The sequence below is a fragment of the Bacillus methanolicus PB1 genome (assembly GCF_000262755.1).
GTDB lineage: Bacteria > Bacillota > Bacilli > Bacillales > Cytobacillaceae > Bacillus_Z > Bacillus_Z methanolicus.
Genome location: NZ_AFEU01000003.1, coordinates 169417 through 184995, shown reverse-complemented (window position 1 = coordinate 184995; position 15579 = coordinate 169417). Strand labels below are relative to the sequence as shown.

The 15579-nt window shown below is 43.0% G+C and carries 18 protein-coding genes; 16 read left to right on the top strand and 2 right to left on the bottom strand.

The window, feature by feature from the left end; translation table 11 throughout:
* Window positions 1-9 precede the first annotated feature (9 nt).
* The 14 genes from PB1_RS10695 to PB1_RS10635 all read left to right on the top strand — a co-directional run bounded on the left by PB1_RS10695 (window position 10) and on the right by PB1_RS10635 (window position 13928).
* Window positions 10-408 carry a CidA/LrgA family protein gene (locus PB1_RS10695; RefSeq protein ID WP_004436409.1) on the top strand — a complete coding sequence of 133 codons (399 nt, stop codon included), beginning with the start codon at window positions 10-12 and terminating at the stop codon, window positions 406-408.
* On the top strand, window positions 344-1066 hold the full coding sequence (locus PB1_RS10690; RefSeq protein WP_081485619.1) for an LrgB family protein: 723 nt from the start codon (window positions 344-346) through the stop codon (window positions 1064-1066). Before PB1_RS10695 ends, PB1_RS10690 begins: the two co-directional genes overlap by 65 nt.
* A gap of 1055 nt (window positions 1067-2121) precedes the next feature.
* A complete protein-coding gene (locus tag PB1_RS10685) occupies window positions 2122-3006 on the top strand; it encodes an FAD binding domain-containing protein (RefSeq protein WP_004436407.1) in 885 nt (294 codons plus the stop codon).
* Window positions 3003-3518, top strand: a complete 516-nt coding sequence (locus tag PB1_RS10680; protein WP_004436404.1) for a (2Fe-2S)-binding protein — start codon at window positions 3003-3005, stop codon at window positions 3516-3518. Before PB1_RS10685 ends, PB1_RS10680 begins: the two co-directional genes overlap by 4 nt.
* Entirely contained in the window at window positions 3499-5850 is a 2352-nt protein-coding gene (locus PB1_RS10675; RefSeq protein WP_004436402.1) for an aerobic carbon-monoxide dehydrogenase large subunit, read from the top strand. Before PB1_RS10680 ends, PB1_RS10675 begins: the two co-directional genes overlap by 20 nt.
* 178 nt (window positions 5851-6028) lie before the next feature.
* Entirely contained in the window at window positions 6029-7036 is a 1008-nt protein-coding gene (locus PB1_RS10670; RefSeq protein WP_034645269.1) for an XdhC family protein, read from the top strand.
* Between the two features lie 106 nt (window positions 7037-7142).
* Window positions 7143-7586 carry an SRPBCC family protein gene (locus tag PB1_RS10665; protein WP_004436399.1) on the top strand — a complete coding sequence of 148 codons (444 nt, stop codon included), beginning with the start codon at window positions 7143-7145 and terminating at the stop codon, window positions 7584-7586.
* Window positions 7587-7603: 17 nt separating this feature from the next.
* Window positions 7604-8464, top strand: coding sequence for an AAA family ATPase (locus PB1_RS10660; RefSeq protein WP_004436397.1), 861 nt, complete (start codon window positions 7604-7606; stop codon window positions 8462-8464).
* Window positions 8465-8484: 20 nt separating this feature from the next.
* Window positions 8485-9579, top strand: coding sequence for a vWA domain-containing protein (locus tag PB1_RS10655; protein ID WP_238533127.1), 1095 nt, complete (start codon window positions 8485-8487; stop codon window positions 9577-9579).
* Between the two features lie 39 nt (window positions 9580-9618).
* Complete coding sequence (locus PB1_RS10650) at window positions 9619-10392, top strand: cytochrome c oxidase assembly protein (protein ID WP_004436393.1); 774 nt, start codon at window positions 9619-9621, stop codon at window positions 10390-10392.
* Between the two features lie 179 nt (window positions 10393-10571).
* The gene (locus tag PB1_RS10645; protein WP_004436391.1) at window positions 10572-11621 is read left to right on the top strand and encodes an XdhC family protein; all 1050 of its coding nucleotides are present in this window, start codon (window positions 10572-10574) and stop codon (window positions 11619-11621) included.
* Between the two features lie 43 nt (window positions 11622-11664).
* A complete protein-coding gene (locus tag PB1_RS10640) occupies window positions 11665-12279 on the top strand; it encodes a nucleotidyltransferase family protein (protein ID WP_004436390.1) in 615 nt (204 codons plus the stop codon).
* Window positions 12280-12341: 62 nt separating this feature from the next.
* Window positions 12342-12518 (top strand): hypothetical protein, encoded by a 177-nt coding sequence (locus tag PB1_RS17515; RefSeq protein ID WP_004436386.1) that lies wholly within the window; start codon window positions 12342-12344, stop codon window positions 12516-12518.
* Between the two features lie 231 nt (window positions 12519-12749).
* Window positions 12750-13928 (top strand): MFS transporter, encoded by a 1179-nt coding sequence (locus PB1_RS10635; protein ID WP_004436383.1) that lies wholly within the window; start codon window positions 12750-12752, stop codon window positions 13926-13928.
* 136 nt (window positions 13929-14064) lie between these two features.
* Here the strand turns inward: PB1_RS10635 and PB1_RS10630 are convergent, their stop codons facing one another.
* Complete coding sequence (locus PB1_RS10630; RefSeq protein WP_337999022.1) at window positions 14065-14256, bottom strand: hypothetical protein; 192 nt, start codon at window positions 14254-14256, stop codon at window positions 14065-14067.
* Window positions 14257-14359: 103 nt separating this feature from the next.
* Between PB1_RS10630 and PB1_RS10625 the strand changes: the two genes are divergently transcribed.
* Both PB1_RS10625 and PB1_RS17020 read left to right on the top strand, forming a co-directional pair.
* Window positions 14360-14572 (top strand): cold-inducible protein YdjO-related protein, encoded by a 213-nt coding sequence (locus PB1_RS10625; protein ID WP_004436378.1) that lies wholly within the window; start codon window positions 14360-14362, stop codon window positions 14570-14572.
* Between the two features lie 248 nt (window positions 14573-14820).
* Window positions 14821-14925 (top strand): YjcZ family sporulation protein, encoded by a 105-nt coding sequence (locus PB1_RS17020; RefSeq protein ID WP_081485618.1) that lies wholly within the window; start codon window positions 14821-14823, stop codon window positions 14923-14925.
* Between the two features lie 220 nt (window positions 14926-15145).
* On the opposite strand, the gene yhfH is transcribed toward PB1_RS17020, so the two are convergent.
* A complete protein-coding gene (gene yhfH / locus PB1_RS17015; RefSeq protein ID WP_004436376.1) occupies window positions 15146-15289 on the bottom strand; it encodes a protein YhfH in 144 nt (47 codons plus the stop codon).
* Window positions 15290-15579 lie beyond the last annotated feature (290 nt).

The following is a 15579-nucleotide window of genomic DNA, read 5'->3' as shown; positions in this document are numbered from 1 at the left end:
GCTTCAACATTGAAAATTTCTACATTTGTTAAATTTATTTTTCAGCTTTTCGTGTTGATTTCGCTTAATTATGCAGGGTCGATGATCGCAAAATTCCTTCATATTCCAATACCTGGTAATGTCATGGGGATGATTTTGCTTTTTATTTTATTAACTACGGGTATTATCCGCATAGATTGGATTGAGACAGCAGCCAATGTGCTGATTAAACACCTTGGTTTCTTTTTTATTCCCATTTCGGTAGGGTTAATGACTCTCGGAAGCGTTTTTTTAAATAATGGACTGGCTTTCATGTTTATCTTATTTGCTAGTGCATTTATCGGAATTGCTTTTTCCGGCTTAACTGCTCAAACACTTCTTAAAAGGAAAGAAGGGATTCAAGCTGAAAATCGCCGTCACACTTTATAGTATTTGTCTAACGACAGGAGTTTATCTTTTTTCTCGAAAAGTAGCTATAAAATATCCTTCTCCTTTTACAACGCCAGTGTTTTTAAGCACTATTATCATTGTTTTTGTTTTAATCGTTTCAAATATTTCTTATAAGGAATATGGAACAGCCAAAGAGATTTTAACATATTTATTAAGCCCTGCAACAATTGCATTAGCTGTTCCGCTATATAAGCATCGCCGCATATTATTCCGATATTTTTTGCCGGCTCTTGCCGGATTATTTGCCGGCACGTTGTCGACAATCGTATCTGCGCTATTGCTGGCTAAATTGTTCCAATTAACTTCTATAACTGCTTCCATAAGTATTAAATCGATCACAATTGCGTTTGCTTCTGAAGTGGCAAAAATAATAGGGGCCGATAGGATTCTAGTCGCTGCTTTTGTCATGATTACAGGGATGATCGGGGCTATGTTCGGACCTTGGCTCCTGAACAAATTACACGTAACCCATCCTCTTGCGAGGGGACTTTCGATTGGTACGGTTGCCCACGGTATCGGAACAGCGGAAATTGCTCGCGAGGGGGAGATGCAGGGAGCTGTTGCCGGAGTGGCAATGGGCCTTGCCGGTATTCTTACATCTGTGTTGATCCCATTTTTGCTTCCATATCTTCTTTAGGAAAACTATAGTTTGAAGCGTGATGAGTAGAAATGGACAGCCTTTTTTGGATCAACTTATAACTTTGATAGCAATACGTAAAAAAATTTGAGCAAAAATTAGCAGTTATGAGACTTAATAAGTCTCTTTTTTTATATACAAAAAAGGAAATTTACAGCAAAATCGCCGAAATGGACATTCTTTTCTGACTATTTGCACATTATTGACAATTATGAATTTTCGTACTAAAATAATTACAAAGCTCCTCAGATTCTTCTTTCGTATTTAAATGAATCTATTCTTTCAGCAAGATTTGAAACTTTGTCACCAGCACAATGAATCTACAAAATTTTATATCGCAAAGGAGGGAATTGTTAGTATTGAAATGTCTATTTATTTCGAAAGCTTTGTGATGTAAATAACCTCCTATCTTGCTAGAAATCTACCCTTGAAAAAACACATACTCTATTTACTTCCGTCAATAATGTAACCGCTTTCTATTTTTATTATCATTAGTCACAATCACACCGACCAACTATATGGATCAATACCTCATTACGGCGTGTTAGGTCGGGCGTTTGATGCAAAATGTTGTGTTTGTTATTAACATGAGACAACATTACTTAGACAGGTGGCGGAAGGTACTTACGAGGGTGCGGTTCAGTTGTGGAACACCTTCGATAAAAGCAAAGGATCACCGCCTGGTTTGAAACCATTCATTTGCGGGTTGCTTTCAAATAGTTTGAAAAGTGCATTTGGTTGCAAGGAATAAAAAGATGTTACGTTTGGTATTGATTTTGCGAGGTTCGGGCCAGAAACTTTACCCGAAAAAGAATTAAATTAAACCCCAAAGGGTGTGAAAAATCGTTATCCTGTTCAATTACCCGGGTCAACCAACATAACTCAAAGGCTGTACAAAAAGGAAAAGTAATAGTTTTAAACATTGAAGCGAATGCTTAGGCAGGCGAAGAGATTGGAATGGGTGAATCCAACAATATGGATGTGCGCGAAATGCCCTTATCCAAAGTATACCTGTTCACAATGCTCTTGCCATCTAGACATAAGGGGGTTTCTAAATGTTTCCCAATGCATTCAAGTATGAAGCACCAACATCTATCGACGAAGCGATCCGCCTCATGGATGAGTATGGATACGACGGCAAAGTATTGGCGGGGGGACAAAGTTTGTTGCCAATGATGAAGTTACGCATCGCAGCTCCCGCCGTGATTATTGATATTAATAATCTCGATGAACTTAAAGGATGGAGTGAAGTTAACGGGAAATTGCGGATCGGTGCGGTAACACGCCAATCCGAATTGGAGCATGCGACAGAACTACGTGACCAATTTCCACTTCTTTCCCGCACTGCCCGATGGGTTGCAGATCCATTAATTCGCAACCTCGGGACGGTTGTCGGTTCGCTCGTTCACGCAGATCCTGCCTCAGATTGGGGAACTGCGATGATTGCCCTGAATGCGATGGTGGAAGCAAAAGGAACGAATGGAAATCGTTTGATTCCCATTGACGAGTTTTTTGTGGATACATTTGCCACATCGCTCGAAGAAAATGAGCTTGCCGTCGCGTTGCACTTGCCCATTCCAACCAGTCTTGTTGCCGCACGCTATATGAAGCTCAAACGGAAAGCTGGCGATTTTGCCATTGCGGGGCTTGCTGTACAGGTCGCTGTTGACGATGAAGGGCGTGTGTCTGAAGCAGGCATCGGCATTTGCGCTTGTGGGCCGATCCCTTTGCGAGCCGTCAAGGCAGAGGAAGCGCTCATAGGACAACGTTTGACAGTGAAGACGATTGAGGAAGTATCCAAACTTGTGCCGGAAGATGCGGATCCTGCTGATGACTTAAGGGGCAGTACGGTCTATAAGAAGGATCTTTTACGTGTGTTTGCTGCAAGGGCACTCCGCGAAATCGCGGAAGAGTTGCATGGAAAGGTGGAGGTTCAATGAAGATCCGTGTCAAGGTAAATGGGCATCTGTTTGAATCAGATGTTGAGCCGCGTACGTTGTTGGTCTATTACCTGCGTGATGAACTGAAACTGACGGGTGCGCATGTCGGTTGTGATACAACAAGCTGCGGTGCTTGCACAGTGTTGTTTGACGGGAAAGCTGTCAAGTCATGCACCGTATTGGCCGTGCAAGCAAATGGACGTGAGGTATTGACAGTCGAAGCGTTGGATCAAGAAGGGCAAATGCATCCGCTGCAGACAGCGTTTTGGGAAGATCATGCTTTGCAATGCGGATACTGCACGCCTGGTATGCTGATGGCTTCCTATGCACTGCTGCAGAAAAATCCTATGCCGACTGAGGAAGAAATTCGTGAAGGACTTTCTGGAAACATTTGCCGCTGCACAGGATATATGAATATCGTAAAGGCCGTCCAGTCCGCTTCACGCAAAATGGCGAATGAAACTCAAGAATCATTAGAGGAGGTGGCCACAAGTGGCACTTCAACAGAATGAGTTGCGCCCAATGGGCAAATCGATTGCCCGCAAAGAGGATCCGCGGTTTATTCGCGGGAAGGGGCGCTATGTGGATGATGTGATCTTGCCGAATATGCTCTATATGAGCATTTTACGCAGTCCGTACGCACATGCCCGCATTCGTCGAATTGATACGTCGGCTGCATTGGCCGCACCCGGCGTCAAATTAGTGCTTACTGGTGAGGATCTGGCCAAAATGAACCTTGCATGGATGCCGACTTTGAATGGCGACCAACAAATGGTACTGGCCGTGGGCAAGGTTCTGTTTCAGTACCAAGAAATTGCCGCCGTCATTGCGGAGACGCGCGCCCAAGCAGAAGACGCATTACAGTTGATCGAAGTCGATTACGAGTCGTTGCCTGTTGTGGTGGATCCGTTCGAAGCGCTTGAGCCGGATGCTCCCATTCTCCGTGAAGATCGGGAGAAAAAATCGAACCACATCTGGCACTGGGAGTCAGGGGATCGAGAAGAAACCGAAAACGTATTTCGCGAAGCGACGGTCGTCGTCAAGCAAGATGTACGCTTCCAGCGTGTCCACCCTTCACCGCTTGAGCCGTGTGGATGTGTTGCTGATCACAATGCGGCGACAGGCCGGTTGACTTTCTACATAACTTCCCAAGCGCCTCATGTCCACCGGACTGTGATCGCAATGCTCAGCGGTATTCCCGAACATCAGATTCGAGTTATTTCGCCTGATATCGGCGGCGGTTTCGGGAACAAAGTGGGAGTCTATCCGGGATACGTCTGTGCAGTTGTCGCTTCGTTAAAGTTAGGTGTGCCTGTCAAATGGATTGAAACGCGAACTGAGAATATCGCAAGCACTTCTTTCGCACGTGACTTCCACATGACGGCCGAGATTGCTGCGCGCGAAGATGGCAAAGTGTTGGCGCTCCGGGTGAAAACCATCGGCGACCACGGTGCCTTTGATGCTGCAGCCAATCCGACCAAATTCCCGGCCGGTCTGTTTAACATTGTGACAGGGTCTTATGATTTCAAAACAGCGTTCGTCGAAGTGGATGGAGTTTATACCAACAAGGCTCCCGGAGGTGTTGCGTACCGCTGTTCATTTCGTGTCACTGAAGCATCGTACCTGATTGAAAGGACAATGGACATACTGGCGCAAAGATTGAAGATGGATCCCGCCGAACTGCGTTTCCTTAATTTTATTCGTAAGGACCAGTTCCCATATCACTCTCCAACCGGATGGGTGTACGACAGCGGAGACTACGAAAAAACGTTGAAACTTGCGCTGGAACGGATTGGGTATGACGAACTGCGTAAAGAACAGGCGGAGAAACGAGCCCGGGGTGAATTGATGGGAATTGGCATCTCCACTTTTACAGAGATTGTCGGTGCAGGGCCGAAAAATACGTTTGACATTCTCGGAATCAAGATGTTCGACAGCGCGCAGATTCGAGTCCATCCTACCGGCAAAGTGATCGCGCGGCTCGGTGTGCGGCACCAGGGCCAGGGGCATGAGACGACATTCGCCCAAATTATTGCGGAAGAGCTCGGATTAAGTGCGGATGACGTGTTGATTGAGGAAGGCGATACCGATACCGCCCCTTATGGATTAGGTACGTACGCAAGCCGCTCTACGCCGGCGGCGGGTACTGCTGCAGCTCTCTGCGGGCGCAGGATTCGTGAAAAGGCTCGCAAAATTGCCGCCCATCTTCTTGAGGTCGGTGAAGACGATGTGATTTGGGACGGGACCGTCTTTTCCGCAAAAGGGTTTTCGGGGAAATCAGTGACGATGAAAGATGTGGCTTTTGCCGCATACACAAACTTGCCGGAAGGCATGGAACCCGGTTTGGAAGCTACCTACTACTACGATCCTCCGAACCTTACTTTCCCTCACGGGGCCTATATCGCGGTGGTCGATATCGACAAGGGAACGGGAGCTGTTAAAGTACGGCGGTTCATGGCCGTTGACGATTGCGGCAACGTGATCAATCCGATGATTGTCGAAGGACAGATACACGGAGGACTTACGGAAGGGTTTGCCATAGCGTTTATGCAAGATATTCCGTACGATGCGAACGGCAACTGTCTGGCACCAAACTGGATGGACTATTTGGTCCCTACGTCCCTCGATACGCCACCATGGGAAACAGATCGGACGGTGACACCGTCGCCGCACCATCCGATTGGAGCAAAAGGCGTTGGAGAGTCGCCGAATGTTGGTTCTCCTGCCGCGTTTGTTAATGCGGTTGTGGATGCCCTGTCGCCTCTAGGCGTAGAGCACATCGACATGCCGATTTTTCCATGGAAGGTATGGAACATCTTGAGAGAGCACGGTATTAATGAATGATTCAGTACCTAGCAAGGATCTAGGATTAACATGAATTAAGGAGGGAAAAGGAGGCTGTCTCAAACTCAAAGGGTCAACCCATTCAAAACAATATATAGACCATCTGTATTAAAACCATTCTAAATATTGTCATTGTTGGAAGGTGTCAGACCCTTTTGAGTCAGCCTCGGCATACAAAATGGATCTAATATGGGAAACGGCAAAGGAGTTGGATGAACGAGTTGAACCATATGTCATGGTGACTGTTGTCCGGCGTGTGAGGCCTAGTTCGGCGACAGTCGGCGATAAGGCGATTGTGACTGCGAATGGAGAAATGAAAGGTTTTGTCGGCGGGCATTGTACGCGAGAGTTGATTGTCGGTCAAGCACACGAGTGTCTTCGCACTGGAGAAAAAAAACTTTTGCTTGTAACTCCGCAGCCGCCGGCCAACGTGGAAGAAGGAGTTACAGTTCTTTCAATGACTTGTGCATCTGAAGGAACAGTTGAACTTTTTTTAGAACCGAAACATGTTGATCCTTTGTTGATTATTGTTGGGGATTTCCCGATAGCGCATTCTCTTAAAGAAATGGCGCCCCAATTCGCTTTTGTGCCTCGCCAAATCTGTTTAGAAGAAGTGGGAAACAACAGTTCGGAAGATCCATTGGAGATATTACGGAATCAACTTGCTTCTTTCAAGTATACAACTGCTTATGGAGTCGTTGCTACGATGGGGTTGTATGATAGTGAAGCTTTGTTGGCACTATCCCGTTGGCCGTTGCGGTATTTGGGTTTGGTCACCAGCCCGAAGCGATGGAAAACCGTGCGCAGCGGATTGGAAGTGGCTGGGGCACCTAAAGAATTTATTGACTTTGTCACCGCTCCTGCGGGATTAGATATTGGTGCTGTAGGAGCACAAGAGGTTGCGCTTAGTATCCTTGCTCAAATCGTTGAACGCCGACGCCGGGATTTGAATTCGCAATGGGAAGGATTACCGGAAGTGAAAAGTTCAACGACCGATCCACTGCCTTCAGATGACGGTTATGTCAAAATATCTCCAAAAGTGGTGGATCCGGTTTGCGGAATGACTGTAGACTTGGAGAAGACCCAATTCCGATTTGAACTTGATGGTACTATTTACGGCTTCTGCTGCTCTGGCTGCCGAAACCGCTTTGCTAAAGATCCTGAAACATATCTTAGTCACGCATGACAAAATAACGCATTTGTTGTTGCACTGAAAGGAAATTTGTGCTTTTCTCTGGATGATCAACGGCTGAGGACAGATCTACTAAAATCTTACTCAAGGAGGAAGATGAATGCTTAAATATGGAGGAGAATATACGATCGAGTTACCGCGGGAAGAAGTCTGGGAGTTTATTACAGATCCGCAAAAAGTGGGGCCTTGTATTCCCGACTTGCTTGAGTTTAACGTAGAAGGTGATAATCGTTTTCAAGCTATTGTAAAGGTTGGCATAGGTCCTGTCCGCGGAAAGTTCAAACTCAATTGCGAATTGTCAGCTGTTGAACCGCAAGTTGTGATGGCTCTCCCGATTAATGGTGGGGGAATGGGAAGCGGAGTTGATATGAAAGCAGTTGTAACACTTAGCGACATCGACAAAGGCACCCTCTTAAAATGGGAGTGTGATGGAGCCATCAGTGGACCGATCGCGGCACTTGGTGGTCGTTTGATTGATAACCAGGCGAAGAAAATCATACAGGATGTATTTGCAAATCTGGAGAAAGCATTCGCTTCTGTGTAGAAGGGAAGAATGACTGAATGAATGAACAAGTGCGCATGCTGCAAGAGGAATTGCAACGTTCTCACTATGTGGTAGATAAAGGGCTGGCTACTGTTGTGCACTTGGCACAGCGGCTAGCCCGTCCTTTGCTGTTAGAGGGACCTGCAGGTGTAGGAAAGACGGCATTAGCGAAGGCACTCGCTGCTGTTCGTTCCGTAAACCTTGTTCGCTTGCAGTGCTATGAAGGTTTGGATGCAAGTCAGGCGCTGTACGATTGGGATTACCCAAAACAGCTGCTGACGGCACGCACGGTCTTTACTGATGGAACTGTAAACCAAGATGCACTTTACAGTGAGTCGTTTCTCATTGAACGACCGCTTTTACGTGCACTTCGTGAAAGGCCGGCGCCAGTACTACTGATTGACGAAATTGATCGCGCCGACGAGGAATTCGAGGCATTATTGCTGGAATTTCTTTCAGAATTCCAAATCACTATTCCCGAGATGGGAACCTTTTGCGCCTCTGAACCACCTATAGTTATTTTAACGTCTAATCGCACGCGTGACTTGTCCGATGCCTTGCGCCGCCGTTGTCTGTACATTTGGGTTGATTATCCAGCATTTGAACAGGAGGCGGCTATCATTTCACTGCATGTCCCGCATATTGCTCCAAAACTTGTGAAACAAATCGTGTACAGCGTTCGCAGGCTGCGCAAGTTGTCATTATTCAAGCCGCCTGGGTTAGCAGAATCGATCGATTTTGCTCAGGCGCTGACGGAATTAGGCGCACATGAGCTGAACGATGAAGTGATTCAACACACCCTCGGGTGTTTATTAAAGACGCAGGAAGACATGGAGTTGCTAAAGGAAAGGGGATTCGATCTGCTGTGGAACATATGAGGGCTGGCGAGTTAAGCTGCTTGACAGGCAGCATCGTGAGGCAAGTGACCGATTTTGCGCCTTGGCTGCGAAATCACGGATTTCGTGCTGGGGTTCCTGAAACTTTAACAGCAATTGCTGCTCTTGCTGAATTGAACCTTTCCTCCATTAATGAGGTTTGCAGCGCCCTTCGCTCAATCTATGCACGGACATCGGCGGAATGGGGTATCTTTCCGGCTTTATTTGAGCAATATTTTGGCATACGGGAAGCAGGTTTGCAGGAGAAACGCCGCCTGCAGCCAGATGAATTAATAGGTGGAACCGATGCAGGTGAAAATGCGGAGTGCCCGCCCTTAGAGACCGTAAAGGGTATCCTTGCCGGTTATCATCCCAACAATGGAGAGCGTTTTGCTTTGCGGGCGGACCAACAAGTTTTAAAAGATGTAGTTGTGCTGACCCAATTGGCAGTGCGAACGATAGATGCACCTCGCGGCCGCAAGTGGCAGTCACGAGGCAGAGAGAAAATTGACCTGCGTCAAACCATAAGAAGTGCATTGCGCCATTCAGGAGAACCATTTGAACTCAAAATGCGCCGACGACGTCCCGACAAGCCGCGAATTGTTCTAGCTATTGATATTTCCGGATCGATGAAACCTTATGCACCTTTTATTACTTCACTCGCCTGGTCATTTACTCGAGTGCGTGCGCGCACACAAATCTTTCTTTTTTCCACACGCCTTTTGCGGGTAACATCGCTTATTGCTCAAAAAGGGGTGACAGGTATTCCCTATAGCGATTTACCCGGATTGCGCGGTGGAACTCAAATTGGCGGTTCGTTGGCACTATTACTTCATCGTTACTCTAATCTTTTGCAACGGCATACGTGTGTCATTATCATTTCAGATGGATTTGATGCCGGCCATCCGGAACAAATGCATATTTCCATGCGCGACTTAGCTGCTCGCGTTGGACGAGTGGTGTGGATGAACCCTCTGCTTGGTGAATCTGGCTATGAACCAACTTCGGTGGGCATGTCGATGGCATTGCCTTACATTGACGCGTTTGTCGATGTCCATGATGTAACAACATGGAAAAAGGCAATTCTTAACGGGGCGCTGTGTTCAGCAGCACCCTAAGCCATTATTTGTAAACCTTTTTAAATGGAGGAGAAGAAGTTGGATTCAATTCAATATATAGACAAAGCTATCTTATTACTAACGTTTTCCTTCCTTATTATATATTTTTTAATGCTTGTTAAGATTGGTCAATTAAATAGAATAATAGTAAAAAAAATAATATACTTTATTTTGGGACTTGTTTTAATTAATTTTTGTTTTGGTAGTGCCTTAAACTTCTATGGACATCTTTTTTTAAGTGTCCATATGTTCCAAATGAGTCTTCTTTGCTTTTTTATTCCTGTGCTTATTCTTTCCGGATTATTCGAATTTACGGAGCATCCTCGACTTCTGTTTTTTGTTAAGCTCCGCAGCAGCAAGATTTACCACCATGCTATATTAGGCTGCTTTGCTTTTATGTTCTCCTTTTACCATTTTCCAGTTGTATTTAACAGTGTTATGAGTAATAAAACCTTGCATGATTTTTCGCAAGTCTTCTTAATGGTACTATCTTTTCTAGTATGGTGGCCGGTGGCAACCTCTTCTTACGGCGAGAAGTCAATTAAACTAAAACGTAATTATATTTATAAAATGCTTTTATTGTTGATGCCGGCCTGTTTATTTTTAATTATTGCTAACACGGGACTATATAAAGTTTATAGTGACCCAATTTTTTTAAACCAAACATTACGTATATGTTTTTCACATGATATTGATGTGAAACAATATTTTATTAAGTTTAATTTCTTATCAACCATCGGGGATCAGAGATTAGGTGGTACGATTATGATTATCTCGCATAAGTTAGCTTCTTACTGGTTGTTAAGAGGGTAATCGTTTAAGGAGCAAGTTATACTTTGGTTTAATAAACAAACATCGTTTCTTAACTCAGTACGGAGTGGGAGTATGCTTCTTTGCCGTACTTAGAAGAGTTGGTAGCTTGTTGGAGTTATATACAATTTGAATTTCGCAATAGTGATCCAATCACTAGAAAAACGAAGGAGAGGTTGAGCGTGTCACGTATTGATGAAGCGCGTGAAGTATTTGCCCGTATTGAACAAGCATGGTTAGATGGGGAAAAGACTGCCCTTTTGACGATTACTCAGGTACAGGGCTCCGCGTATCGCCTTCCAGGTGCTAAAATGATGATGACAGAAACAGGTAATATGCTGGGGACTCTCAGCGGAGGATGTCTTGAATCGGATCTTTACGGATGGGCGGAAAAAGCAATAGAAGAAGGGGAACCCCGCCTCGTAAACTACGATCTCAGTGAAAATGAATTATGGTCTCTCGGAATTGGTTGCAAAGGAACGATGGAAGTCGCCATCTTTCCCATTCATTCTGAAGATCCTTTTTGGAGATTGGTGGGGGAGATAATCAACCAGGAACGTGACATCTCTCTTGTACTTGAATTACCAACCGGTATCCGCTGCGTATTTGACGGAAAAAGTCCCGTTGCAGGGGATGTAAACGATCTCCCAGAACCTGTTGTACAGAAGTTGGTAAATCGTATCGAGAATCGAACAAGGGCGGAGATAGCTATTGTCAACGGTCGTCGATTTTATATTGACACGATGCGGCCGAGTGAACAATTGATTATCTGCGGTGCGGGGCACGACGCCATACCTGTAGCCGAGCTCGCAGCTAAATGTGGATTCCGTGTAACTATTCTTGATCCACGCATTGATTTTAATGGAAAGAAACGCTTTCCTAAAGCAGAACACTTGGTGATTGAACCCGACGAGGCCGATCCAGAGCAACTGGCGTCGAGCTGGTGGTTGATCATGAATCACTTGCAAGCAAGGGATGAAGCTGCGCTACGTCTCGCGCTAAAGGCACGGCCTAAATACGTAGGTGTGCTTGGTCCCTTATCACGGACGCGGGAAATGCTTCAAAATATCGGTGCCGAGATGAATAGCGGTCCAATACGGGCACCAATTGGACTGGATGTGGGTGCAGAGACAATTGAGGAAGTTGCCGTTTCTATCGTGTCCGAGTTGCTTGCAGCGCGATCTGCCCGCCCTGGAAAGCCACTGCATGGGAAAGAAAAAATTCATAGTTAATCACACTGAGCAATGCGACCATTTTAAAAGGCGGGAAAAGTATATGAGCGAAATTGGTGCTGTCATTTTAGCAGCCGGCATGTCTAAACGAATGGGACAACCGAAACAATTTCTTAGCTTGCATGGGAAGCCGTTATTTCGGTATTCTGTTGAAACAGCCATGCTCTCCGGGCTCCGTCCCGTTGTTGTAGTTAGTGGTGAGCATACCGACCTAGTCAAAGAATATATACGTGATTTACCAGCGGTGGTGATTTATAACCCAAATTTCGCTAAAGGTATGTCTTCTTCTTTAAAGGCAGGAGTGAAAGCTATTTGCGATCAAGTTTCGGCATGTTTTGTTTTCTTGGCCGACCAGCCTTTTATTCCTGTTTCGGTGGTTGATCGATTACGGGAAGTCTATGATATTGCAAAATCAAAAAATATCAAGATTGTTCGTGCACGCTATGCATCTGTTCCAGGCCATCCAGTCTTGTTTGCTGCAGAAATTTTCCCCGAATTGCTTCGGATTGAAGGAGATAGAGGTGCTCATCAAGTCATTCGACAACATTTATCTGAGTTAGCATACGTCGATTTTGATCATTCATTCTGGGGCGTAGACATTGATACACCGGAAGATTGGAAAATCTACAGTAAAGAAAAAAATGAAAAAACTAACTGAGTGCAATTCATTTGCTCTACTAATGTAGACTTTATTTATGTCTATAGGAAGGGAGACGAATAATGAGGTTTCAGCGGGAAATTGTTAACGTTTGGGATGCGCAAAAGCGTCTTGAGCATTGGATTCGTCCACTCGGAACAGAAAAAGTAAAGCTTGCGGTCAGCATTAAAAACTTCTTAAATAAAGGAAGTGGGGTCCGAATCTTATTAGCAATATTATTTTGCAATAAACATTATTAAGATACATCGTCCATACTTTCAACATTTTAAAGCCCCTTTCCAAGGGGTTTTCATAATTCAATAAGTAAATAAACATAAAAATTATTGACTACTGTCAATAACAAGTGAAAGGGTTGATATAGAGGATCTAAATATAGATGATACGTTTTGGAAAAATACTACAAACTAGATTTAAACATGATAAAATAAAAGTTGGATTTTAATTTTGAAGCATCATTAGGGGGTACATAAGTGAATAATCAGGTGCGAAAGAATATTTTAACCCTACAGGGGTTTTATTTATTGACTTTTTTTGGATTTGGAAGCCTTTATCCTTTATTAAGTGTTTATCTTAGTGAAACTGTCGGTTTAAATGGTTATCAGATCGGAACAATCATGTCGGCAGGACCAATTGTCATGATTTTTTTTCAGCCTTTATGGGGCATGGTTTCAGATTCTACTAATTCTCCAATAAAAATCTTAACGTTAACTACTCTTGTCGCCGGGATATTTGGGATGGGATTTCTATTTAGTATAGACTATTATATGCTAATGATCGTTGCTGTTTTCGTTGCAATATTTCAAAGTGCGATTATCCCCGTTTCAGATAGTATTTCACTCAAATATACAAGCAGGGTAAAAGTCAATTATGGCAATATCCGATTGTTCGGTTCTCTCGGTTTCGGTTTAGCCGTTTTTATAATGGGACGTATATCTGAATATAATCCTGCTGTAATTTTTTATTCTTTCTTTTTCTCATTATTAGCGGCTTCTCTTTTAGGTTTACAAATTCCGAAAGAAAAAGGCTCTCCAAATAAAAATCTTTTTTCCGGAATAAAAGAAATCTTGACTTATAAGAAATTTGTTGTTTTCTTAATCATTACGTTTATGATTTTTGGTCCTAACATGGCCAATAATGCGTTTTTCGGATTATTTGTTGAAGACAGCGGTGGTACTTACACCGGAATTGGAATTGCTTTTTTAATTGCAGTTCTATCTGAAATTCCCTTCATGAAGGCTGCGGGAAACTGGATCCAAAAAATTGGGATTTTAGAAGTTGCATTGATTGCCGGAACAGTATCACTAGTCAGATGGATTTTGTATTTTACTCAGCCAAGTTTGTCAATTGTTTATATCACAACCTTCATTCAGGGATTTTCCATTGGTTTGTTTATTCCCGCAGGTCTTCAATATATTAAAGAAATTACACCAGTGCATATTACGGCTACAGCTGTTACACTATATTCTGCTATTGGCAACGGGCTTGGAAATTGGTTTAGTACATTTTTAGGCGGTATTCTTTATGAGGAGTATAATGTTTATACTGTCTATTTATTTTTTGGGATTATGGCAATAATGGGGATATTGTTGATCGTTTGGTTAATAAAAGAAGAGAAGGCTGATTCAATTGTAAAAAAAGCAGCAGGGTAACGGGGCTGACTCATAAGGGCTGACTCCCTCCAAAAATGACAATATAGAATGGTTTTATTAATGTTTCTGTATATGTTGTATTGGAAGGATCTGACCTTTTGGTTTTGAGTCAGCCCAATTATCTCGATCTGCACAATCATAAGTTTTCATTTTGCTGGCCGATTTCTTTTCCTCCAACAATCATATTGGCTACTTCTAAATTTTTATGATTGTCGACTGAATCACCCGGAAAATTTTTGCTATTTGGGAAAACATCATCCGTCTGGATTGTAAATTCATGATTTTTTGGGGCATGTGTCAAGTACTTTTCTTCTCTTTTTTGCATCATTTTCAACTCCTTTACTAAAATTTTTCTCTTTATTGTCGAATGTTATTCATGAATAAATAAAAAGAAGATGAAATAGGCATACTAGAAAAAAAGGGGGCAGCTTATGTATTTTGCAAAGAAAGCAGCAGAAGAAACAGAAACCACTTTTGTTGACACAAGTGTATATGCATGTGAATCTCCTTCATGTAATGGCTGGATGAGAAAAGATTTCGCAACTGAAGATTTAAACTGCCCGATATGCGGAACAAGCATGCGTGAAGAAACGAGAGAACTTCCGCAAATTCGAACCGATTTTAATCCATTCAGATACAATTAAAAAACAACTTCCAATACAAAATTCCTCTAGGTAATATTTTTTTGTAAAATCTCGTTTCTTAAGAAACGCCCTCAAGTGAAAAATTGGGGGCGTTTTCGTGTTCATGGGAAAGTTTATGTTTTTAGGTATTTTTTCTAAATTTCGTATATATTTTCGAAAGCAAAACGGGAGTCTGCCTATTTTAAAAATTAATCCACGCCTGTCTAGTCCAAAAAAACAGTTCATCAATAATATATAGTAACAGGTAAATGGAGGTGAAAAATATGAGCGGCGGTTTCAACAACAGCTTTGCGCTAATTGTAGTATTGTTTGTATTGCTCATAATTGTTGGTTGTTCTTGTTTTAGATACTAGTAAATGCGCCTCCTTATTCTCCCTGTAGGCCTGGAACCTCCTTATAGAAAAGCGGCTGTCAAACGGGCAGCCGCTTTTCGTAGTGTAAAAAAGAGGCTGTCTCAAAGCCTAAGGGTCAGACCCCATAACACAATATAGGACATAATGTTTCATAAATGTGCTATATATTGATAAATGCCATGGGGTCAGACCCTTATGAGACAGCCTCTTAAAATATTCATTATTCTTCTTTTTTAGATAAGCACCGATCACATTCCATTAAATAAGATTCAGCTTGTTCTGTCATAACTTGGCCGCACTCCGGACAAACTTTTTTAGGCAGATTTTTGTAAAATTCCACTGGACTTTGCAAACTTTGCAACATGTTAATTTCCTCCTTTTTATAGTACAGATTTTTTTGTTCTATCCTGTTGTAGTACAGTATACACCATAGTCTTATCATTTGTGTAGTCTTAATTTAAATTTTTTTTATTTTTTATAGAAAGAATTATCTTTATATAATGGGTAAAAACCATAAAAATCAGAATATTCAATTTATTTGAAATGCTGGCGTTATATACTTGTCAAGATCTTAATTTAATTATAATCTCCCTGTTCTTTTTCTCAGACAAATTCATGTTATGATAATAACCGTTAGCTGAATAAGCTATAGGA